We start from the raw sequence: 19,878 nt of genomic DNA on the forward strand, positions 1-19,878 counted from the left end.
CCCCGCCGGGCAAACCAACCTGTTGGTCAGCGGGCGTGCCGGCCACGCGGGTTCTGCCGGGGAATCTGCACCGTCGGCGGATCGACCGGCACCGAGAACACCTGAGTGTCGGTGTCGTCCGCCGCCGGTTGGCCGGTCGAGTCGCCTGGCCCGCTCTTCGGATGGGCGTTCTTCGCCGCGATCAGCAGGCCGACGAACGCGCCCACCACACAGACGATGGCGGTGATGCCGAAGATCTCGCCGTACTGCATCGCGAAGGCCAGCTTGTAGTTGGCCTGGACCGCGGCGGCCGTCTCCAGGAGATTGCCGGACGGCGGCTTGGGCAGTTCGGCGAGGATGATGTTGAAGCGGTAGAAGCCCCACGCCGACAGGGCGGCGACACCCACCAGCATGCCCGTCATCCGGGCCACCACCACGAGCGACGATGCGATGCCGTGTTCGACCGGCGGAACCACCCGCAGTGCGGCCGAGGTCAGCGGTCCGATCACCATGCCGAGACCCAACCCGGCGATCGCGAGGTCGGTGTCCAGGACCGGCACGGTGAACAGGCCGAGATCGTGCCGGGCGGCCATCAAATCGACCGGCCAGTGCGAGATCAGCCAGTAGCCGCCGGCGGCGATGATGAGGCCGAGGAAGGTGACCAGCCGATCACCGAACCGGGTGGCCAGCCAGCCGCCGAGCAGGGCGCCGATCGGCAGGGCGATGAGGAACCGCATCAGCAGGAACGCGGCTTCGTTCTGGTCGAGCGCCAGCACGCCCTGGCCGAAGAGTTCGACGTTGACCAGCGTGACCATCAGGGCGGCGCCGGCGACGAACGAGGCGGCCAGGGCCGCCAGGAACGGCGTGAACCGCACCCCGGCCGGGTCGATCAGTTTGGTACGTGCGTACCGCTCCCAGGCGAAGAACGCGATGGCCACGACGACCGCGCCGGCCAGTAGCCACAGTCGCCAGGTGGGGACCACCTCCCGGGCACTGGGCTCGGGGTTGTACAGGCCGAACACCACGAGAACCAGCACGACCGCCAGCAGCACGCCGCCGACGACGTCGACTCTGACCGGGGGACCCTCGCTGTCCTGTTTCCCGGGAACACTGAAATGGATCATCACCATGGCCAGCAGGGCCAGCGGGACGTTGACCCAGAACACCGCCTGCCAGTGTGCGAACAGCGCCACCAGCCCGATGCCGTAGAGCGGGCCCAGCACGCTGCCGAGTTCCTGTGCGGCGCCGATACCACCGAGTACCGCGGCCCGCTTGTGTTCGGCCCACAGGTCGGCGGCCAGCGCCAGGGTGACCGGCAGCAGCGCACCGCTGGCCGAGCCCTGGATGATGCGGCCGATCACCAGCATCGTCAGATCCGTCGACAGCGCGGTGACCACCGAGCCGACGGCGAAACCGGCCAGACCCACCTGGATCAGCAGTTTGCGCCCGAACCGGTCGGACGCCCGGCCCAGCAGCGGCATCGCCGCGATGTACCCGACCAGGTAGCCGGTGATGATCGGCGCCACCCGCTGGAGCTGGTTCAGCGGGATCCCGACATCGGTCATGATGTCGCGGATGATGGTGATCACCACATAGGTGTCGAGGGCACCCAGCAGGACGGCCAGCCCGCCGGCACCGATGGCGATGCTGCGGTTGGTGCCTACGGCGGGTCCGGGCCGGATTCCCGCGCGCATCAGACCTGCGGCTTGGTGACTGTGACCGGCTTGTTCCACTCAGACAGCTTCACCTGGATGGAGTTGCCGTCGCTCGGATCGAGCTGAGCCTGAACCAGGTTGTGGTCGCCGTCCTTTTCGATCCATGCCGAGGCCGGGATGGCTTCCGTGGCTTTCAGCTGCGGGATCAGCGCATTGACCGAATCCGCGCTGACCTTGCCGGAGACCTTCACGGTGTCGACACCGTTGACGTTCTCGGCGGCCTCGGAGGTGGGCTCGGTGAAGCTGTCCAGCATCGCCGACAAGCCGCCGTTGGGATTCAAGATCGTGGACGGATCGTAGATGTCGGCGGCGGGGCCGAGGTCGAGCCAGCTGTCCGGGGTCAGCGAGGCGTAGAGGATGTTGTCGATGACGATCAACCCGGCATCGACGTCCGAGCCCCCCATGCTGATGGTCGCCTGACCTTGCACCGCCGTGGCCGGCACATTGGTCAGATCTCCGGTCAGCGTCTTCAGCGGCAGGCCCTCGATGGTGCCGGTGACGGTGATGTCGAGGTGGGCGCTCTGCAGGCCCTTGGTGGTCTGGCTGGACTGCTGCAGCAGCTCGGCGGCGTCCGGGAGGTTCTCGGTGGAGGTGTCCGAGGACGAGCAGCCGGCGACCAGCACCGCGGCTGCGCCCAGGGCGGCAAGCATTCTCGTGGCCTTGTTGAGGCGGGGGGTCTGCATAGGTGCATCGTAAAGGGTGCCCTTGTTCTCGCTGTTCTCTGACAACGCGCGTTGCGGTGGAGCGGCCCCGCCGCCAGCTTCTCCGGCGGGGAAGCGCGTGTGACCCGCGCCTGCGTCAGAGATAGCCTGGTGCGGTGTTCACCGGAATCGTCGAAGAACTGGGCGAGGTCGTCGGCAAAGACGATCTGACCGATGCGGCGCGCTTCGTGATCCGTGGGCCCGTCGTGACCTCCGACGCCGGCCACGGGGATTCGATCGCCGTCAACGGTGTGTGTCTGACCGTCGTCGAGGTGCTGCCGGGCGGTGAGTTCAGCGCCGACGTGATGGCCGAGACGCTCAACCGCTCCAGCCTGGCGCAGGTGGGTGTCGGGTCCAGGGTCAACCTCGAACGCGCCGCCGCCGTCAACAGCCGGTTGGGCGGCCACATCGTCCAGGGCCACGTCGACGGCACCGGCTCGGTGATCTCCCGATCCCCGTCCGAGCACTGGGAAGTGGTGCGGATCGGGTTGCCGGACACCCTGGCGCGTTATGTGGTGGAGAAGGGGTCCATCACCGTCGACGGCATCTCACTGACCGTGTCCGCCCTGGGTCGGGACTCCGACCAGGACTGGTTCGAGGTGTCCCTCATCCCCACGACACGCCAGCTCACCACACTGGGTGAGGCACCTGTCGGAACGCCGGTGAACCTGGAGGTCGACGTGATCGCCAAATATGTCGAGCGACTGATGGACCGGAGCGGGCAATAAGTGACCGGGAATAGTGGTTCATACTGATCGGCAGCAGTGAAATCTGTGGTTCCGGTGGGAACCGCCAGTTCTTTTCTAAGGTGGCATAGATGACGAGGCTCGATCCCGTCGAACGGGCGATCGCCGACATCGCGGCAGGCAAGGCCGTCGTCGTCATCGACGATGAGGACCGCGAGAACGAAGGCGACCTGATCTTCGCCGCCGAGAAAGCGACCCCGGAGTTGGTGGCGTTCATGGTCCGCTACACCTCCGGTTACCTGTGTGTGCCGCTGGACGGCGAGATCTGCGACAAGCTGGGCCTGCTGCCCATGTACGCGGTCAACCAGGACAAGCACCAGACCGCCTACACCGTCACGGTCGACGCCAAAAAGGGTGTGGGAACCGGCATTTCGGCCTCGGACCGGGCCACCACGATGCGGTTGCTGGCCGACCCGGGCAGTACCGCCGACGAATTCACCAAGCCCGGTCACGTGGTGCCGTTGCGCGCCAAGGACGGTGGCGTCCTGCGCAGGCCCGGGCACACCGAAGCCGCCGTGGATCTGGCGCGGCTGGCCGGGTTGCAGCCCGCCGGCGCCATCTGCGAGATCGTCAGCCAGAAAGACGAAGGCGCCATGGCGCAGACCGACGAGCTGCGGGTCTTCGCTGACGAACACGAACTGGCACTGATCTCGATCGCCGACCTCATCGAATGGCGGCGCAAACACGAAAAGCACATCGAGCGGATCGCCGAAGCGCGTATCCCCACCCGGCACGGCGAGTTCCGGGCGGTGGGCTACAAGAGTGTCTACGAAGACGTCGAGCACGTCGCGCTGGTCCGTGGTGAGATCGCCGGCCCCCACAGCGACGGCCACGACGTCCTGGTCCGGGTGCACTCCGAATGCCTGACCGGTGACGTGTTCGGCTCACGCCGGTGCGACTGCGGCCCGCAGCTGGATGCGGCGATGGCGATGGTGGCCCGCGAGGGCCGCGGTGTCGTGCTCTACATGCGCGGCCACGAGGGCCGCGGTATCGGCCTGATGCACAAACTGCAGGCCTACCAGCTCCAGGACGCGGGCGCCGACACCGTGGACGCCAACCTCAAACTGGGCCTGCCCGCCGACGCCCGCGACTACGGCATCGGCGCGCAGATCCTGGTGGACCTGGGAATCCGGTCGATGCGCCTGCTGACCAACAACCCGGCCAAACGGGTGGGCCTGGACGGGTACGGGCTGCACATCATCGAACGGGTGCCGCTTCCGGTGCGGGCCAACGCCGAGAACATCCGGTACCTGATGACCAAGCGGGACCGGATGGGTCACGACCTGGCCGGCCTGGACGACTTCTCCGAGCTCAGCGAAGACATGCCGCTGCCGGGCGATTTCGGGGGAGCCCTGTGAGTGGTACCGGCGTCCCGGACATGCCCGAGCTGGACGCCTCGGGATTGTCGCTGGCGATCGTCGCCAGCACGTGGCACGACACCGTGTGTGACGCGCTGCTGGAAGGCGCGCTGCGGGTGGCCCGAGCCGGTGGTGTCGACAACCCCAAGGTGGTCCGCGTTCTCGGTGCCATCGAGATTCCGGTGGTGGCGCAGGAACTTGCCCGCCGCTACGACGCGGTGGTGGCGCTGGGCGTCGTGATCCGCGGTGGCACGCCGCATTTCGAGTACGTCTGTGATGCCGTCACCCAAGGCCTGACGCGGGTCTCGCTGGATGCCTCGACCCCGGTGGCCAACGGCGTGCTGACGGTGAACAACGAAGAGCAGGCGATCGACCGGGCCGGGCTGCCGGGCTCGGCCGAGGACAAGGGCGCCCAGGCCGCGGCCGCCGCACTGGCCACCGCGCTGCTGCTGCGCGATCTGCGAACGGCGTCGTGACCAGTCCCTCCGAGTGGGAGCTCACGGTCCGTCCCCACCTGACGCCGTACTTCGCCTACGCGGCGGCGTTCCTCATCGCCGCCGCGCACATCGTGGTGGGGTTCCTGCTGAAGGTGGGGTCCAGCGGGGTGATCTTCCAGACCGCCGATCAGGTGGGCATCGCGCTCGTCGGGGTGGTGATCGCGGGCGTCGTGCTGCTGTTCGCCCGGCCCCGCCTGCGGATCGGTGCCGCCGGCCTCTCGGTGCGAAACCTGGTGAACGACAAGCTGATTCCGTGGTCCGATGTGGTGGGGGTGTCGTTTCCGCAGGGCGCCCGGTGGGCCCGGGTGGACCTGCCCGACGACGAGTACATCCCGCTGATGGCCATCCAGGCGGTCGACAAGGAGCGTGCGGTGGCGGCCATGGAGGACGTACGTGTGATGCTCGACAAGTATCAACACCAAGCCGGTCCGCGCCACTGAACCCCGCCGCCCGGGCCCCGAAGCGACGCCGGTCACGTCACCCCTCGGTATTAGGCTGGTGCAGTGCCTGATCCATCGACGTACCGGCCAGCCCCGGGATCCATCCCGGTGGAACCGGGGGTCTACCGGTTCAGCGACGCGCACGGACGCGTCATCTACGTCGGCAAGGCCAAGAGCCTGCGCAGCCGTCTGAACTCGTACTTCGCCGACGTCTCCGGCCTGCATCCGCGTACCCGCCAGATGGTCACCACGGCCGCCAAGGTGGAGTGGACGGTGGTCAACACCGAGGTCGAGGCGCTGCAGCTGGAATACAACTGGATCAAGGAGTTCGATCCCCGGTTCAACGTCCGCTACCGCGACGACAAGTCGTACCCGGTGCTGGCGGTCAGCCTGGGCGAGGAGTACCCCCGGCTGTACGTCTACCGCGGGCCCCGCCGCAAAGGGGTGCGCTACTTCGGCCCCTACTCACACGCCTGGGCCATTCGCGAGACTCTGGACCTGTTGACCCGGGTGTTCCCGGCGCGCACCTGCTCGGCCGGAGTGTTCAAGCGGCACAAACAGATCGACCGTCCGTGTCTGCTCGGCTACATCGACAAGTGCTCGGCGCCGTGTGTGGGCCGGGTCAGCGCCGAGCAGCACCGCACCATCGTCGAGGACTTCTGCGATTTCCTGTCCGGCAAGACCGACCGCTTCGCGCGGGAGCTCGAGAGCCAGATGAACGAGGCCGCCGAGGTGCTGGACTTCGAGCGCGCCGCCCGGTTGCGCGACGACCTGGGCGCGGTGCGGCGGGCGATGGAGAAGCAGGCGGTGGTCTTCGGTGACGGCACCGACGCCGACGTGGTGGCGTTCGCCGATGACGATCTGGAAGCCGCCGTGCAGGTGTTCCACGTGCGCGGTGGCCGGGTCCGCGGCCAGCGCGGGTGGGTGGTCGAGAAAGCCGGCGAACCCGACGATGCGGACGGCGGCTCCCACGCACAGCTGGTGGAACAGTTCCTCACCCAGTTCTACGGCGAACAAGCCGAATTGGGCAGTGCCGCAGACGAAGCCACCAACCCCGTACCGCGCGAGGTACTGGTGCCGTGCCTGCCGCCGAACTACGACGAGCTGTCGAGCTGGCTGTCCGGGCTGCGTGGGTCCAGAGTGACTCTGCGGGTGCCGCAACGCGGCGACAAGAAGGCCCTGGCCGAGACCGTGCAACGCAACGCCAAGGAGGCGCTGCAGCAGCACAAGCTCAAGCGGGCCGGTGACTTCAACGCCAGATCGGCTGCGCTGCAAGCCATTCAGGACACTCTCGGGCTGGCCGATGCGCCGCTGCGCATCGAGTGTGTGGACATCAGCCATGTGCAGGGCACCGATGTGGTGGCCTCACTGGTGGTCTTCGAAGACGGGTTACCGCGTAAATCGGACTACCGGCACTACTCGATCAAAGAGGCCGCCGGCGACGGTCGCTCCGATGATGTGGCCTCCATCGCGGAAGTCACCCGCCGCCGGTTCTGGCGTCATCTCAAGGACAGCCAGGAACCGCAGGAACTCGCCCCCGAGGGCAAATCGCGCAAGTTCGCCTACCCGCCCAACCTCTACGTGGTCGACGGGGGCGCGCCCCAGGTGAACGCCGCGCAAGCCGTCCTCGACGATCTCGGGGTCACCGACGTCGCGGTGATCGGTCTGGCGAAACGGCTCGAGGAGGTCTGGGTGCCGGGCGAGCCCGACCCGCTGATCATGCCGCGCACCAGCGAAGGGCTGTACCTGCTGCAGCGGGTCCGTGACGAGGCGCACCGATTCGCCATCACCTTCCACCGCAGCAAACGGTCCAAGCGGATGACCGCCTCCGCCCTCGACGCCATCCCGGGGCTCGGTGAGCATCGGCGCAAGGCGCTGGTCACGCATTTCGGTTCGGTGGCCAAACTCAAGCAGGCATCGGTGGAGGAGATCACCGCCGTCCCGGGGATCGGGGTGACCACCGCGACGGCTGTGCTCGCGGCGCTGGGGGTGGTGCCGGAGGCTGATGAGCCGGTCGCCGGAATCGTTGTCGCCGAGACAGCCCCGCCGGAGGCGCAGGTGAGCGATGATGACACCGGGCAACGGGTGTGGGGATGACGGACAACACAGACGAACAAGAACCGGGTAGAGGTATCGATCCCGGCATAGATGTGGTGCTGGTGACGGGGCTTTCCGGAGCCGGCCGGGGGACAGCGGCCAAGGTGCTCGAAGACCTGGGCTGGTACGTGGCGGACAACCTGCCGACCGAGTTGATCGCCCGCATGGTCGACTTCGGCCTGGCCGCGGGATCGCGGATCACCCAACTGGCGGTGGTCATGGACGCCCGGTCCAGGGGATTCACCGGTGACCTCGACGCGGTGCGCAGCGAGTTGGCCACCCGCGGTATCACCCCGCAGGTGCTGTTCCTGGAGGCCTCCGACGACATCCTGGTGCGCCGTTACGAGCAGAACCGCCGAAGCCATCCGCTGCAGGCGGGGCTCACGCTGGCCGAGGGGATCGCCGCCGAACGGGTGATGCTGGCACCGGTGCGGGCCGGCGCCGACCTGGTGATCGACACGTCCAGCCTGCCGGTGCCGGCCCTGCGCGCCAGCATCGAGCAGGCCTTCGGCGGGGAAACCGTCCCGCTGACAGCGGTCACCGTGGAATCGTTCGGCTTCAAGTACGGGTTGCCCATGGACGCCGACATGGTGATGGATGTGCGTTTTCTGCCCAATCCGCATTGGGTAGACGACCTTCGACCGCACTCGGGCCAGCACCCCAAGGTGCGCGACTACGTGCTGGGTCAGCCGGGCGCGGAGAAGTTCCTGGAGACCTACCATGAGCTGCTGGGCCTGGTAGTCGAAGGCTATCGCCGGGAGGGAAAGCGCTACATGACCGTCGCCATCGGCTGCACCGGCGGCAAACACCGCAGTGTCGCCATTGCCGAGGCGCTGGCGGCCCGGCTGTCCGGCGGTGAGCAGACTTCGGTGCGGGTGCTGCACCGGGACCTGGGGCGCGAATGACATCCGTGACGAGCGGCCGATGAATTCGGCGAACCCGCGCATCGTCGCCCTGGGGGGCGGCCACGGGCTGTACGCGACGCTGTCGGCGGCGCGGCGGCTGACCGCCCACGTCACCGCGGTGGTCACGGTGGCCGACGACGGCGGCTCGTCGGGCCGGTTGCGCAGCGAACTCGACATCGTGCCGCCAGGTGACCTGCGAATGGCCTTGGCGGCGTTGGCATCTGACAGTCCGCACGGTCGGCTGTGGGCCACCATCATCCAGCACCGGTTCAGCGGCAGCGGCGCGCTGGCCGGCCATCCCATCGGCAACCTGCTGTTGGCCGGCCTGAACGAGGTGCTGGCCGATCCGGTGGCGGCCCTGGACGAGGTGGGCCGGATCCTGGGCGTCAAGGGGCGGGTGCTGCCGATGTGCCCGATCGCGCTGCAGATCGAAGCCGATGTCGCCGGGCTGGAGTCGGATCCGCGGATGAGCCGGGTGATCCGCGGCCAGGTCGCCATCGCCACCACTCCCGGCAAAGTCCGGCGGGTGCGGCTGCTGCCGGGTCATCCGCCCGCGACGCGACAGGCCATCGACGCGATCATGAACGCCGACCTGGTGGTGCTGGGACCGGGTTCCTGGTTCACCAGCGTCATCCCGCACGTGCTGGTGCCGGACCTGGCGGCGGCGCTGCGTGCCACCACCGCACGTCGGGCACTGGTGCTGAACCTGGCCGCCGAACCGGGGGAGACGGCCGGCTTCTCCGCCGAGCGGCACCTGCACGTGCTGAGCCAGCATGCTCCCGACTTCACCGTGCACGACATCATCGTCGACGCCGGCAATGTCCGCGGCGAACGCGAACGCCAGCAACTCCAGCGCACCGCAAACGCACTTGATGCTCGAGTTCAGTTCGCTGACGTGTCCCGACCTGGTACACCTTTACATGATCCGGCGAAGCTCGCCGCGGCGCTGCAAGGCGTCTCGGTACGAGGGGGCGACCCGGTGGCACCGACCACGCCAACGACGGCTCCCGGTGTGGATGGAGCAAACCTGAATGGACCGAGAGGTGACGATCCGTGGCGATGACGGCCGAGGTCAAAGACGAGCTGAGCCGACTCGTGGTCAATTCGGTGAGCGCCCGGCGGGCCGAGGTGGCATCGCTGCTGCGTTTCGCCGGGGGTCTGCACATCGTCTCCGGCCGGGTGGTCGTCGAAGCCGAGGTGGACCTCGGCATCATCGCGCGCCGGCTCCGCAAGGACATCTTCGATCTCTACGGGTACAACGCCGTGGTCCACGTGTTGTCGGCCAGCGGAATCCGCAAGAGCACCCGCTACGTGGTGCGCGTCGCCAAAGACGGGGAGGCGCTGGCTCGCCAGACCGGACTGCTGGACCTGCGGGGCCGCCCCGTGCGCGGCCTGCCCGCTCAAGTGGTGGGTGGCAGCGTCGCCGACGCCGAAGCGGCATGGCGCGGCGCGTTCCTGGCGCACGGGTCGCTGACCGAGCCCGGCCGGTCGTCGGCCCTGGAGGTCAGCTGCCCGGGTCCGGAGGCGGCGCTGGCCCTCGTCGGCGCCGCGCGACGCCTCGGCGTCAGCGCCAAAGCGCGCGAGGTGCGGGGGGCCGACCGGGTGGTGGTCCGCGACGGCGAAGCCATCGGCGCTCTGCTCACCCGGATGGGGGCGCAGGACACCCGGCTGACGTGGGAAGAGCGCCGCATGCGCCGGGAGGTGCGCGCCACGGCCAACCGGTTGGCGAACTTCGATGACGCCAACCTGCGTCGTTCGGCGCGCGCTGCGGTGGCGGCGGCGGCCCGAGTGGAGCGCGCGCTGCAGATCCTGGGTGATTCGGTGCCGAGCCATCTGGCGTCGGCAGGCAAGCTGCGCGTCGAGCACCGGCAGGCCTCGTTGGAGGAGCTGGGCCGACTGGCTGATCCGCCGATGACGAAAGACGCTGTGGCAGGCCGTATTCGGCGCTTGCTGTCGATGGCTGACCGAAAAGCAAAGCAGGACGGTATCCCCGACACCGAGTCGGCGGTCACCCCCGACCTGCTTGAAGACAGTTAGGTCTGCAGGCGGGCCAGCTTGTCGCGGGCCCGGTCCAATCCGTGGGCGCGGCGGCGCATTCCGTGCCAGGCATCACCTCGGCGCGACAACCTGTTCAGGATCGTGTTGATGGTGAATTCATCTGGGTTCACCCGGTCGAGTTCGTACCACTCGATGGGTGTGGACACCGGTGCGCCCGGCCGGGCCCGCACCGCGTACGGAGGTACCGCGGTCTGGCCGTAACCGTTGCGGGCGATGTCGATGTACACCTTGTCGCCGCGCTCCGCCTTGCGTTGTTCGGTGGTCAGCAGATCGGGTGCCCGCTGCACCAGCACGTCGGCCACGTCACGCGCGAATGCCCGCGTCTCGTCGAAACTCTCACGCTGACGCAGCGGCACCACGACGTGGTACCCGCGTGATCCGGTGGTCTTGACGAATGACGTCAACCCGAGTTGGTCCAGCAGCTCACCGGTCATGGCGGTGGCCCGCCGCACCGCATCGACGTCGTCGGTCGACGGGTCCAGGTCGAACATCAGCTGATCGGGGGAGTCCAACGCGCGTGCCCGGCTGAGCCACGTGTGCACGGTGATACAAGCCTGGTCGGCCAGATAGACCAGTGAGCGCTGATCGTTGATCACCACCTGGCACTGCACATCGTCGGCGGTCTCGACTTTGATCGTGTCGATCCACGGCGGGAAATGCGCCGGCGCCTTCTTCTCATAGAAGCCCGAAGCCGAGATCCCGTCCGGGAAGCGCTGCATGCTGATGGGGCGTTCGGCCAGGTAGGGCACCATTGTGGCGGCCACAGACTGGTAGTACTTGGCCAGGCCGAGCTTGGTGATGCCGTCCGTGAACAGCTCTTTGTCCGGATTGGATATGTCCACCCTCGCGACGATCACAGGGGGCGGATACCCGGCTTTGTCGGGGGGATCACTTTCGCCGGCGTCAAACTACGCCGGCTTCTAGGCGACCAACTCGCACAGCGATGTTGGCGCACTACTAGGCTGACTGCCGAGCACTACACGAAGCGGACCTAGGGAGAGACAAGTGACCATCCGGGTAGGCGTGAATGGCTTCGGCCGTATCGGACGCAACTTCTTCCGCGCACTCGACGCGCAGAAGGCGGAGGGCAAGAACACCGACATCGAGATCATCGCGGTCAACGATCTCACCGACAACGCCACACTGGCCCACCTGCTGAAGTTCGACTCCATCCTGGGCCGGCTGCCGTACGACGTCAGCCTCGAAGGTGATGACACCATCGTCGTCGGCGACCACAAGCTCAAGGCGCTCGAGGTCAAAGAAGGACCGGCGGCGCTGCCGTGGGGCGACCTGGGTGTCGACGTCGTGGTCGAGTCCACCGGCATCTTCACCGCCCGCGCCAAGGCGCAGGGCCACCTCGACGCGGGTGCCAAGAAGGTCATCATCTCGGCGCCGGCCAGCGACGAGGACATCACCATCGTGCTGGGCGTCAACGACGACAAGTACGACGGCAGCCAGAACATCATCTCCAACGCCTCGTGCACCACGAACTGCCTCGGCCCCCTGGCCAAGGTGCTCAACGACGAGTTCGGCATCGTCAAGGGTCTGATGACCACGATCCACGCCTACACCCAGGACCAGAACCTGCAGGACGGGCCGCACAAGGATCTGCGTCGCGCCCGCGCCGCCGCCGTCAACATCGTCCCGACCTCCACCGGCGCCGCCAAGGCCATCGGCCTGGTGCTGCCGGAGCTCAAGGGCAAGCTCGACGGCTACGCGCTGCGGGTGCCGATCCCCACGGGTTCGGTGACCGACCTGACCGCGGAACTCTCGAAGTCCGCGACCGTCGACGAGATCAACGCCGCGTTCTCCGCGGCCGCCGAGGGACCGCTCAAGGGCATCCTGAAGTACTACGACGCCCCCATCGTCTCTAGCGATATCGTCACCGACCCGCACAGCTCGCTGTTCGACTCCGGCCTGACCAAGGTGATCGACAACCAGGCCAAGGTCGTCTCCTGGTACGACAATGAATGGGGCTACTCCAACCGCCTCGTCGACCTGGTCGGCCTGGTCGGTAAGTCGCTGTAGATGGCCGTCAAGACGCTTGACGACCTGCTGGCCGAGGGCGTCGAAGGTCGGGGCGTGCTGGTGCGCTCCGACCTCAACGTCCCCCTCGACGACAACGGTCAGATTACCGATCCGGGCCGGATCATCGCTTCGGCACCCACGCTGAAAGCGTTGTCGGACGCGGGCGCCAAAGTGATCGTGACGGCCCACCTGGGGCGTCCGAAAGGCGAGCCGGATCCGAAGTTCTCGCTGGCGCCGGTGGCTGCCGCACTCGGCGAGCGGCTGGGCCGGCACGTGCAGCTGGCCGCCGATGTGGTGGGCACCGACGCGTTGGCCCGCGCCGAAGGCCTGACCGACGGCGACGTGTTGTTGCTGGAGAACATCCGCTTCGATCCGCGTGAGACCAGTAAGGACGACAGCGAGCGGCTCAAGCTGGCCAAGGCGTTGGCCGAACTGGTGGATGACCCGGGCGGAAATCCGGCGGCTTTCGTCTCCGACGGTTTCGGTGTGGTGCACCGCAAGCAGGCGTCGGTGTACGACGTCGCGACGGTGCTGCCGCACTACGCCGGTCGCCTGGTGGCCACCGAGGTCGAGGTGCTGCGGCAGCTGACCAGTTCGACCGAGCGCCCGTACGCCGTGGTGCTGGGCGGCTCCAAGGTCTCCGACAAGCTCGCGGTGATCGAGAATCTGGCCACCAAGGCCGACAGTCTCATCATCGGCGGTGGCATGTGCTTCACCTTCCTTGCCGCGCAAGGGGTTTCGGTGGGCAGTTCACTTCTGCAGGAAGAGATGATCGACACCTGCCGCAAACTGCTCGAGGACTACGGCGACGTGATCCACCTGCCGGTCGACATCGTGGTGGCGGAGAAGTTCGCCGCGGATTCGCCGCCGGAGACCGTGGCCGCCGACCGGATTCCCGACGGGAAGATAGGGCTGGACATCGGCCCGGAGTCGGTGAAGCGTTTCACCGCCCTGCTGTCCAACGCCAAGACCGTGTTCTGGAACGGACCGATGGGTGTGTTCGAGTTCCCGGCGTTCGCGGCGGGCACCAAGGGCGTCGCCGAGGCGATCATCGCGGCCACCCGTAAAGGTGCGTTTAGCGTTGTCGGCGGCGGCGATTCGGCTGCCGCGGTGCGCCAACTCGGCCTGCCCGAGGACGGCTTCTCCCACATCTCCACCGGCGGCGGGGCGTCGCTGGAATACCTCGAGGGCAAAGACCTGCCCGGCATCCAAGTACTGGAGTCTTAGATTCATGGCCCGTAAGCCGTTGATAGCCGGCAACTGGAAGATGAACCTCAACCACTTCGAGGCCATCGCTCTGGTGCAGAAGATCGCATTCTCGTTGCCGGACAAGTACTTCGACAAAGTCGACGTCACCGTCATTCCGCCGTTCACCGATCTGCGCAGCGTGCAGACGCTGGTGGACGGGGACAAACTGCGGCTGACCTACGGCGGCCAGGATGTGTCGCAGCATGACTCGGGTGCCTACACCGGCGAGATCAGCGGCGCGTTCCTGGCCAAGCTCGGGTGCACGTTCGTCGTCGTCGGGCACTCCGAGCGGCGCACGTACCACCATGAGGACGACGCGCTGGTGGCCGCCAAGGCTGCGGCCGCGCTGAAGCACGGCCTGACCCCGATCGTCTGCATCGGCGAGGGCTTGGACGTTCGCGAGGCCGGAAACCACGTCGACTACAACGTCGCGCAGTTGAAGGCGTCGCTGGCTGGGCTGTCCGCCGAGCAGATCGCGTCGGTGGTCATCGCCTATGAGCCCGTGTGGGCCATCGGCACCGGCCGGGTGGCCAGCGCCGCCGACGCCCAGGAAGTCTGCGCCGCCATCCGTAAGGAACTCGTGGAGCTCAGCTCTGCGGAGATCGCGGACAGCGTGCGCGTGCTCTACGGCGGTTCGGTCAACGCCAAGAACGTCGGCGAGATCGTCGCGCAGAAGGACGTGGACGGTGCCCTGGTGGGCGGCGCCTCGCTGGACGGTGAGCAGTTCGCCACGCTGTCGGCAATCGCCGCGGGCGGACCCCTGCCGTAGGCAGCGTTCGAGACGCGGCGTGGAGATGGTGCCGCGGGCGGACCCCTGCCGTAGGCAGCGTTCGAGACGCGGCGTGGAGACGGTGCCGCGGGCGGACCCCTGCCGTAGGCAGCGTAATTGCCCGTTGACCGGCGGTTTTCACCTCCAAATCCCCACCATGTAAGGTGACCACCATGGAATTGGCCCTGCAGATCGTCCTCATCGTCACCAGCCTGCTGGTGGTGCTGTTGGTGCTGCTGCACCGTGCCAAGGGTGGCGGCCTGTCGACGCTGTTCGGTGGCGGTGTGCAGTCCAGCCTGTCCGGTTCGACGGTGGTGGAGAAGAACCTCGACCGGCTCACGCTGTTCGTGACCGGCATCTGGGTGGTCTCCATCATCGGTGTGGGCCTGCAGATCAAGTACGGCTAAACCAGCCTTTCAAAGCGCCGTCGAATGGGAGCACCATTCGGCGGCGTTTTGCTTTGGTGACCGACCACCTTCGACAACGGGTAGCTGTGCGCCGCAGGCATGACTCACCGTTGCGACCCATCGGCGCTACCGTCACGGTGGGGGCCGGTCTTCTTTGGTGTTGGGTTCACGTTCGGCGTGGCGGCGGGCGGCGTTGCGTTCTCGTTCGGCTTTGATGCGTTGAGCGTTGTCTTCGGCGCGGGTGCGGCTGCGTTTGGGCATCTTCAGTCCGCGGTTGGTGGCCTTCGGCGATGGCGCTGACGACGGTGGTAGTTCGGCGGTGGTGGTGTCCCAGCCGGGGAAGAGGAGTCGGCTGGTGGGGTGGCCGATATGGGTGTGGCCCGTTGGGGCGATCACGGTGATGCTGCCGTCGGGATGCTGGACCTCGCGCCAGCCGTCGGGGCCGTCCCAGAAGGTTTTCAACAGATGGCAGAGGCGGCAGTAGCACTTCAGGTTGGACGGGTGGGTGGGCCCGGCTGGGTGGGAGATGGTGTGGTCGACATCGGCGTACTCGGCCGGTCGGGAGCAGCCGGGCATCCGGCAGGTCATATCGCGGCACAGCAGCCAGCGCCGCAACTTTGGAGATGGATAACGGCCACCCTCGCTCGCGTCCGCGGGAGTTGGCAGGGCTTCCAGTCTGGCGCCCTTGCGAATCAGCTCGGCCAGCAACGGCGTCGGAATCACCTCGCGGGCGCCGAGCATGACCGCCGCCCGACACCACCGCCTCGGTGATGGTTCGGGTTGCGGTGGGGGTGGCGGGTGGCCGTCCGGTTGACGCTGAGCATCCGCCGCGTCCGAAGATGTTGCAGGCGGCCCGTTTCCGACCGCGGCGGGGCCGCGGTCTGAGGGTTGAGGTGCAGTGGAGTCTGGGTGGTCGCGTTCGTCGTTAGCGATCGCAGCACGGGTTTGGGCTGTGACCCACGGTGGTTCCTCGTCACCGTCGTTCGGTTCGGGCGTGGCGGTCAGCCACGCGAACGGATCGGCAGTGTCGGCGGCCTCCGCAGCGGCATCGGTGGGTAGGGGTGGCTGACTCGCGGCGTAGTCGGCGGCTTCTTCAAGGGCGGCCAGCACGGTGTCGGGATCGGCGAGCACATGGATGACGACATTGCTCACATTGCGATAGTTGGCATCGGCGGCCGGGCAGTCCGGGGTGCCGCACTGGCACATCAACCGATTCTGACCGGCGAAATGCGCTTCGAACGCCGCTGCCCGCAACTGCCCCTGGGAGCGCGGGTCCTGCTTGCACACCGTGGCCACCAATGCGGCCAACACCTGCCGCGCCGTTTCAGCCGCTACCGCCGACACCCGGCCGTGCACGCTGCGGGTGCCGGCGGCGTCGTCGAGTTTGCCGAACTGCACATCCAGATTCTTGGCGGCGTCCCGGTAGCGGCGCGAGGCGGCGGGATCGTGTTCTTCGATCACCGCGTCGATGGCCAGTTCCAGATCGTCATCGGAGAGCACCCCGAATCCTTCGGCGCGTTCGGCCAGGGCGGCGTCGATCTTGGCGGCGACGGCTGTGTTGTCGACCAACCCGGTGCGCCAGACGATGATCGCGGCCACCCGGGCGTTGATGACCCCGTCCTGCAGCAGGGTGCCGAGCCGGGGGAATCGAACCGACAGGGCATGCGCCTGACGCATTACTCCCGACGCGCGGCGTGCGCTGATCCCCGCGGCCAAACCGACTTCGTGGCTGGTGGAGGCCCACGCATCGACCACCCAGCGTTGGCGCTCCTCGGAGGCTTCAGCCTCCCGGATGCGCATCAGTACCGCCACCGCCTGCCGCACCCGGGCCGCCATGAACGCCTCGGCGCGCACATAGCTCTGGATCGCCGCCACCGCAGAGGCGGCGTCGGCGAGACCGGCGCGATCTGGCAAATCATCGAACATGCGTTCGATCATGCCAGCGGGCGCCGACGCCCGAGCCGTGCCGAACTGCCAAACCGCCGAGTTGTCCACAGTCTGAAACTCATCCACAACCAGGTGTGTAGGGGCGCGCTCGGTCACCGGCGAACGCCGGCGGGCGCACCTACGTCGTGTCGTCGATAATCGTGGCCATGGTTGAACCTTCCGACACCGCACTGGAACCGATCGGCGCGGTACGCCGCACCCAGGTCGGACGGGAGGCCACCGAACCGATGCGAGAGGACATCCGCCTGCTCGGCGCGATGCTCGGCGACACGGTGCGCGACCAGAACGGCGACGAGATCTTCGATCTCGTCGAGCGGGCCCGGGTGGAGTCGTTCCGGGTGCGCCGCTCGGAGATCGACCGCGCAGAGCTGGCGCAGATGTTCGACGGGATCGAGGCCAAGAAAGCCATCCCGGTGATCCGCGCCTTCACCCATTTCGCGCTGCTGGCCAACGTCGCCGAGGACATCCACCGGGAGCGCCGGCGGGCAATCCACGTGGCGGCGGGGGAGCCGCCGCAGAACAGCAGCCTGGCCGCCACCTACCTGAAACTCGATGCCGCCGAGCTGGACGCGGCAACGGTGGCCGACGCGTTGACCGGCGCGCTGGTATCGCCGGTGATCACCGCGCACCCCACCGAGACGCGGCGCCGCACCATCTTCGACACCCAGCACCGCATCACCGAGCTGATGCGCCTGCACGCCGCCGGGCTGACGTCCACGGCCGACGGCGCGCCGATCGACGTCGAACTGCGCAGGCAGATCCTCATGCTCTGGCAGACCGCACTGATCCGGTTGTCCCGGCTCAAGATCCAGGACGAGATCGAAACCGGGCTGCGGTACTACCCGGCGGCGTTCTTCGATGTGATCCCCAAGGTGAACGCCGAGGTGCGCCAGGCGCTGCGCGCCCGCTGGCCCGAGGCCGACCTGCTGCCCGCACCGATTCTGCGGCCGGGGTCGTGGATCGGCGGTGACCGCGACGGCAATCCGAACGTCACGGCCGAGGTGGTGCGGCTGGCCACCGGCAGCGCGGCCTACACGGCATTCGCGCACTACTTCACCGAGTTGACGGCGCTCGAGGAAGAACTCTCCATGTCGGCGCGGCTGGTCGAGATCAGCCCTGAGCTCGCTGCCCTGGCCGATATGTGTCACGAACCGGCGCGCGCCGACGAACCGTACCGGCGGGCGTTGCGGGTGATCCACGCCCGGCTCACCGCCACCGCCGCCGAGGTGCTGGACCGGCAACCGGAACATCTGCTGGACATCGGGCTCGACCGCTACGACAACCCCGCCGAGTTGGTGGCCGACCTGGACACCGTGGACGCGTCGTTGCGCGCCCACGGCAGCGCCCTGCTCGCCGACGACCGGCTGGCCCGGCTCCGCGAGGCGGTGCACGTCTTCGGCTTCCATCTGTCGGGGCTGGACATGCGGCAGAACTCCGAGGTGCACGAAGAGGTGGTCGCCGAACTGCTGGCCTGGGCCGGGGTGCACCCTGACTATGCATCACTTCCCGAGCAGGAGCGGGTGGCGCTGCTGGTGAGTGAGCTGAGCACACGACGACCGCTGACCGGCGAGCATGCCGAGTTGTCGGAACTGGCGCGCAAGGAACTCGACATCGTGCGGGCCGCGGCGCGGGCGGTTGCGGTCTTCGGTCCCAGCGCGGTGCCCAACTACATCATCTCGATGTGCCAGTCGGTGTCGGACATGCTCGAGGCCGCGCTGCTGCTGAAGGAAGCCGGCCTGCTGGACGCCTCAGAGGAGTCGCCGTACAGCCCCGTCGGCATCGTGCCGCTGTTCGAGACCATCGACGATCTGCAGCACGGCGCCGCCATCATGGAGGCGGTCCTCGACATCCCGCTCTACCGCGCGATGGTGCACGCCCGCGGCGAGAGCCAGGAGGTCATGCTCGGCTACTCGGACTCCAACAAGGACGGCGGGTATCTCGCCGCGAACTGGGCGCTGTACCGCGCGGAGCTCGACCTCGTGGAGATGGCGGCCAAGACCGGGATCCGGATGCGGTTGTTCCACGGCCGTGGCGGCACCGTCGGTCGTGGTGGGGGGCCCAGCTATGACGCCATCCTGGCGCAGCCGCCCGGTGCGGTGCGTGGCTCGCTGCGGATCACCGAGCAGGGCGAGATCATCGCCGCCAAGTACGCCGAGCCCCGGATCGCGCACCGGAACCTGGAGACCCTGGTGGCCGCGACGCTGGAGTCGACGCTGCTGGACATCGAAGGCCTCGGTGACGCCGCCGAGGCGGCCTATGAGGTGCTCGACGACCTGGCGGCCCGCGCTCAACGCGCTTATGCCGAATTGGTCCATGAGACACCGGGCTTCGTGGAGTACTTCAAGGCGTCGACACCGGTCAGCGAGATCGGCGCGCTGAACATCGGCAGCCGGCCCACCTCGCGTAAACCCACCACCTCGATCTCCGATCTGCGGGCCATCCCGTGGGTGCTGGCCTGGAGCCAGTCACGGGTGATGCTGCCCGGGTGGTACGGAACCGGCACCGCGTTCGCCGACTGGATCGCCCAGGGTGACGGACGGCTGGAAGTCCTGCAGGACTTCTACCGGCGCTGGCCGTTCTTCCGCACCGTGCTGTCCAACATGGCGCAGGTGCTGGCCAAATCGGACATGGGCCTGGCGTCGCGCTACTCCGAGTTGGTCGAGGACGAGGCGCTGCGGCACCGGGTGTTCGACAAGATCGCTGCTGAGCACCAGCGCACCATCGCCATGCACAAGGCGATCACGGGTCACGACGACCTGCTGGCCGACAATCCGGCGCTGGCGCGTTCGGTGTTCAACCGGTTCCCGTACCTGGAACCGCTGAACCATCTGCAGGTCGAACTGCTGCGACAGTACCGATCCGGAGCCACCGACGAACGGGTGCAGCGCGGCATTCTGCTCACCATGAGCGGGTTGGCCACCGCCCTGCGCAACAGCGGGTAACCGTTGACAGGTGCGTCAAAGTAGTTGCGCCACAGCCCTTT

Annotated in this window: 17 protein-coding genes; 13 read left to right on the forward strand and 4 right to left on the reverse strand. The window is 67.6% G+C overall.

Features of this window, described 5'->3' with window-relative positions; genetic code table 11:
- Nucleotides 1-26 precede the first annotated feature (26 nt).
- Together AC3A6P_RS20785 and AC3A6P_RS20790 are read right to left on the reverse strand one after the other, a co-directional pair.
- Complete coding sequence (locus tag AC3A6P_RS20785; RefSeq protein WP_487693611.1) at nucleotides 27-1,673, reverse strand: MFS transporter; 1,647 nt, start codon at nucleotides 1,671-1,673, stop codon at nucleotides 27-29.
- Complete coding sequence (locus tag AC3A6P_RS20790) at nucleotides 1,673-2,377, reverse strand: LppX_LprAFG lipoprotein (RefSeq protein ID WP_487693612.1); 705 nt, start codon at nucleotides 2,375-2,377, stop codon at nucleotides 1,673-1,675. The genes AC3A6P_RS20785 and AC3A6P_RS20790 overlap by 1 nt, the downstream gene beginning before the upstream one ends.
- A gap of 134 nt (nucleotides 2,378-2,511) precedes the next feature.
- Between AC3A6P_RS20790 and AC3A6P_RS20795 the strand changes: the two genes are divergently transcribed.
- The 8 genes from AC3A6P_RS20795 (at nucleotide 2,512) to whiA (ending at nucleotide 10,475) form a co-directional block, all read left to right on the forward strand.
- Entirely contained in the window at nucleotides 2,512-3,123 is a 612-nt protein-coding gene (locus AC3A6P_RS20795; protein WP_487693614.1) for a riboflavin synthase, read from the forward strand.
- Nucleotides 3,124-3,212: 89 nt separating this feature from the next.
- Nucleotides 3,213-4,499 carry a bifunctional 3,4-dihydroxy-2-butanone-4-phosphate synthase/GTP cyclohydrolase II gene (locus tag AC3A6P_RS20800; protein ID WP_487693616.1) on the forward strand — a complete coding sequence of 429 codons (1,287 nt, stop codon included), beginning with the start codon at nucleotides 3,213-3,215 and terminating at the stop codon, nucleotides 4,497-4,499.
- 20 nt (nucleotides 4,500-4,519) lie between these two features.
- Nucleotides 4,520-4,975 (forward strand): 6,7-dimethyl-8-ribityllumazine synthase, encoded by a 456-nt coding sequence (gene ribH / locus AC3A6P_RS20805; RefSeq protein WP_487693718.1) that lies wholly within the window; start codon nucleotides 4,520-4,522, stop codon nucleotides 4,973-4,975.
- Complete coding sequence (locus tag AC3A6P_RS20810; RefSeq protein ID WP_487693617.1) at nucleotides 4,972-5,436, forward strand: PH domain-containing protein; 465 nt, start codon at nucleotides 4,972-4,974, stop codon at nucleotides 5,434-5,436. The genes ribH and AC3A6P_RS20810 overlap by 4 nt, the downstream gene beginning before the upstream one ends.
- A 63-nt stretch (nucleotides 5,437-5,499) precedes the next feature.
- Nucleotides 5,500-7,533, forward strand: a complete 2,034-nt coding sequence (gene uvrC, locus AC3A6P_RS20815; RefSeq protein ID WP_487693618.1) for an excinuclease ABC subunit UvrC — start codon at nucleotides 5,500-5,502, stop codon at nucleotides 7,531-7,533.
- On the forward strand, nucleotides 7,530-8,438 hold the full coding sequence (gene rapZ / locus AC3A6P_RS20820) for an RNase adapter RapZ (RefSeq protein WP_487693619.1): 909 nt from the start codon (nucleotides 7,530-7,532) through the stop codon (nucleotides 8,436-8,438). Before uvrC ends, rapZ begins: the two co-directional genes overlap by 4 nt.
- A 19-nt stretch (nucleotides 8,439-8,457) precedes the next feature.
- On the forward strand, nucleotides 8,458-9,501 hold the full coding sequence (locus AC3A6P_RS20825) for a gluconeogenesis factor YvcK family protein (RefSeq protein WP_487693620.1): 1,044 nt from the start codon (nucleotides 8,458-8,460) through the stop codon (nucleotides 9,499-9,501).
- Nucleotides 9,498-10,475, forward strand: coding sequence for a DNA-binding protein WhiA (whiA, locus tag AC3A6P_RS20830; RefSeq protein WP_487693719.1), 978 nt, complete (start codon nucleotides 9,498-9,500; stop codon nucleotides 10,473-10,475). The genes AC3A6P_RS20825 and whiA overlap by 4 nt, the downstream gene beginning before the upstream one ends.
- On the opposite strand, the gene ligD is transcribed toward whiA, so the two are convergent.
- Nucleotides 10,472-11,338 carry a non-homologous end-joining DNA ligase gene (gene ligD, locus AC3A6P_RS20835; RefSeq protein WP_487693621.1) on the reverse strand — a complete coding sequence of 289 codons (867 nt, stop codon included), beginning with the start codon at nucleotides 11,336-11,338 and terminating at the stop codon, nucleotides 10,472-10,474. The genes whiA and ligD overlap by 4 nt on opposite strands.
- A gap of 163 nt (nucleotides 11,339-11,501) precedes the next feature.
- Between ligD and gap the strand changes: the two genes are divergently transcribed.
- The 4 genes from gap to secG all read left to right on the forward strand — a co-directional run bounded on the left by gap (nucleotide 11,502) and on the right by secG (nucleotide 14,948).
- Complete coding sequence (gene gap, locus AC3A6P_RS20840; RefSeq protein ID WP_487693622.1) at nucleotides 11,502-12,524, forward strand: type I glyceraldehyde-3-phosphate dehydrogenase; 1,023 nt, start codon at nucleotides 11,502-11,504, stop codon at nucleotides 12,522-12,524.
- The gene (locus tag AC3A6P_RS20845) at nucleotides 12,525-13,751 is read left to right on the forward strand and encodes a phosphoglycerate kinase (protein ID WP_487693623.1); all 1,227 of its coding nucleotides are present in this window, start codon (nucleotides 12,525-12,527) and stop codon (nucleotides 13,749-13,751) included.
- A gap of 4 nt (nucleotides 13,752-13,755) precedes the next feature.
- On the forward strand, nucleotides 13,756-14,541 hold the full coding sequence (tpiA, locus tag AC3A6P_RS20850; RefSeq protein ID WP_487693624.1) for a triose-phosphate isomerase: 786 nt from the start codon (nucleotides 13,756-13,758) through the stop codon (nucleotides 14,539-14,541).
- Between the two features lie 173 nt (nucleotides 14,542-14,714).
- Entirely contained in the window at nucleotides 14,715-14,948 is a 234-nt protein-coding gene (secG, locus tag AC3A6P_RS20855; protein ID WP_068916689.1) for a preprotein translocase subunit SecG, read from the forward strand.
- Between the two features lie 132 nt (nucleotides 14,949-15,080).
- Here secG and AC3A6P_RS20860 read toward each other — a convergent pair whose 3' ends face one another.
- Complete coding sequence (locus AC3A6P_RS20860; RefSeq protein ID WP_487693625.1) at nucleotides 15,081-16,874, reverse strand: HNH endonuclease signature motif containing protein; 1,794 nt, start codon at nucleotides 16,872-16,874, stop codon at nucleotides 15,081-15,083.
- Nucleotides 16,875-17,041: 167 nt separating this feature from the next.
- On the opposite strand from AC3A6P_RS20860, the gene ppc reads away from it, so the two are divergent.
- Entirely contained in the window at nucleotides 17,042-19,837 is a 2,796-nt protein-coding gene (gene ppc / locus AC3A6P_RS20865; protein ID WP_487693626.1) for a phosphoenolpyruvate carboxylase, read from the forward strand.
- Nucleotides 19,838-19,878: the final 41 nt, after the last annotated feature.

The organism is Mycobacterium sp. Soil_C_30 (genome assembly GCF_057656995.1).

What these genes read in the sequence shown, in the direction of transcription:
- AC3A6P_RS20785 (WP_487693611.1), bottom strand. Translation starts at nt 1,673, where the DNA reads ATGCGCGCGGGAATCCGGCCCGGACCCGCCGTAGGCACCAACCGCAGC.
- AC3A6P_RS20790 (WP_487693612.1), bottom strand. Translation starts at nt 2,377, where the DNA reads ATGCAGACCCCCCGCCTCAACAAGGCCACGAGAATGCTTGCCGCCCTG.
- AC3A6P_RS20800 (WP_487693616.1), top strand. Translation starts at nt 3,213, where the DNA reads ATGACGAGGCTCGATCCCGTCGAACGGGCGATCGCCGACATCGCGGCA.
- ribH (WP_487693718.1), top strand. Translation starts at nt 4,520, where the DNA reads ATGCCCGAGCTGGACGCCTCGGGATTGTCGCTGGCGATCGTCGCCAGC.
- rapZ (WP_487693619.1), top strand. Translation starts at nt 7,530, where the DNA reads ATGACGGACAACACAGACGAACAAGAACCGGGTAGAGGTATCGATCCC.
- AC3A6P_RS20825 (WP_487693620.1), top strand. Translation starts at nt 8,458, where the DNA reads ATGAATTCGGCGAACCCGCGCATCGTCGCCCTGGGGGGCGGCCACGGG.
- whiA (WP_487693719.1), top strand. Translation starts at nt 9,498, where the DNA reads ATGACGGCCGAGGTCAAAGACGAGCTGAGCCGACTCGTGGTCAATTCG.
- AC3A6P_RS20845 (WP_487693623.1), top strand. Translation starts at nt 12,525, where the DNA reads ATGGCCGTCAAGACGCTTGACGACCTGCTGGCCGAGGGCGTCGAAGGT.
- tpiA (WP_487693624.1), top strand. Translation starts at nt 13,756, where the DNA reads ATGGCCCGTAAGCCGTTGATAGCCGGCAACTGGAAGATGAACCTCAAC.
- secG (WP_068916689.1), top strand. Translation starts at nt 14,715, where the DNA reads ATGGAATTGGCCCTGCAGATCGTCCTCATCGTCACCAGCCTGCTGGTG.
- AC3A6P_RS20860 (WP_487693625.1), bottom strand. Translation starts at nt 16,874, where the DNA reads ATGTTCGATGATTTGCCAGATCGCGCCGGTCTCGCCGACGCCGCCTCT.
- ppc (WP_487693626.1), top strand. Translation starts at nt 17,042, where the DNA reads ATGGTTGAACCTTCCGACACCGCACTGGAACCGATCGGCGCGGTACGC.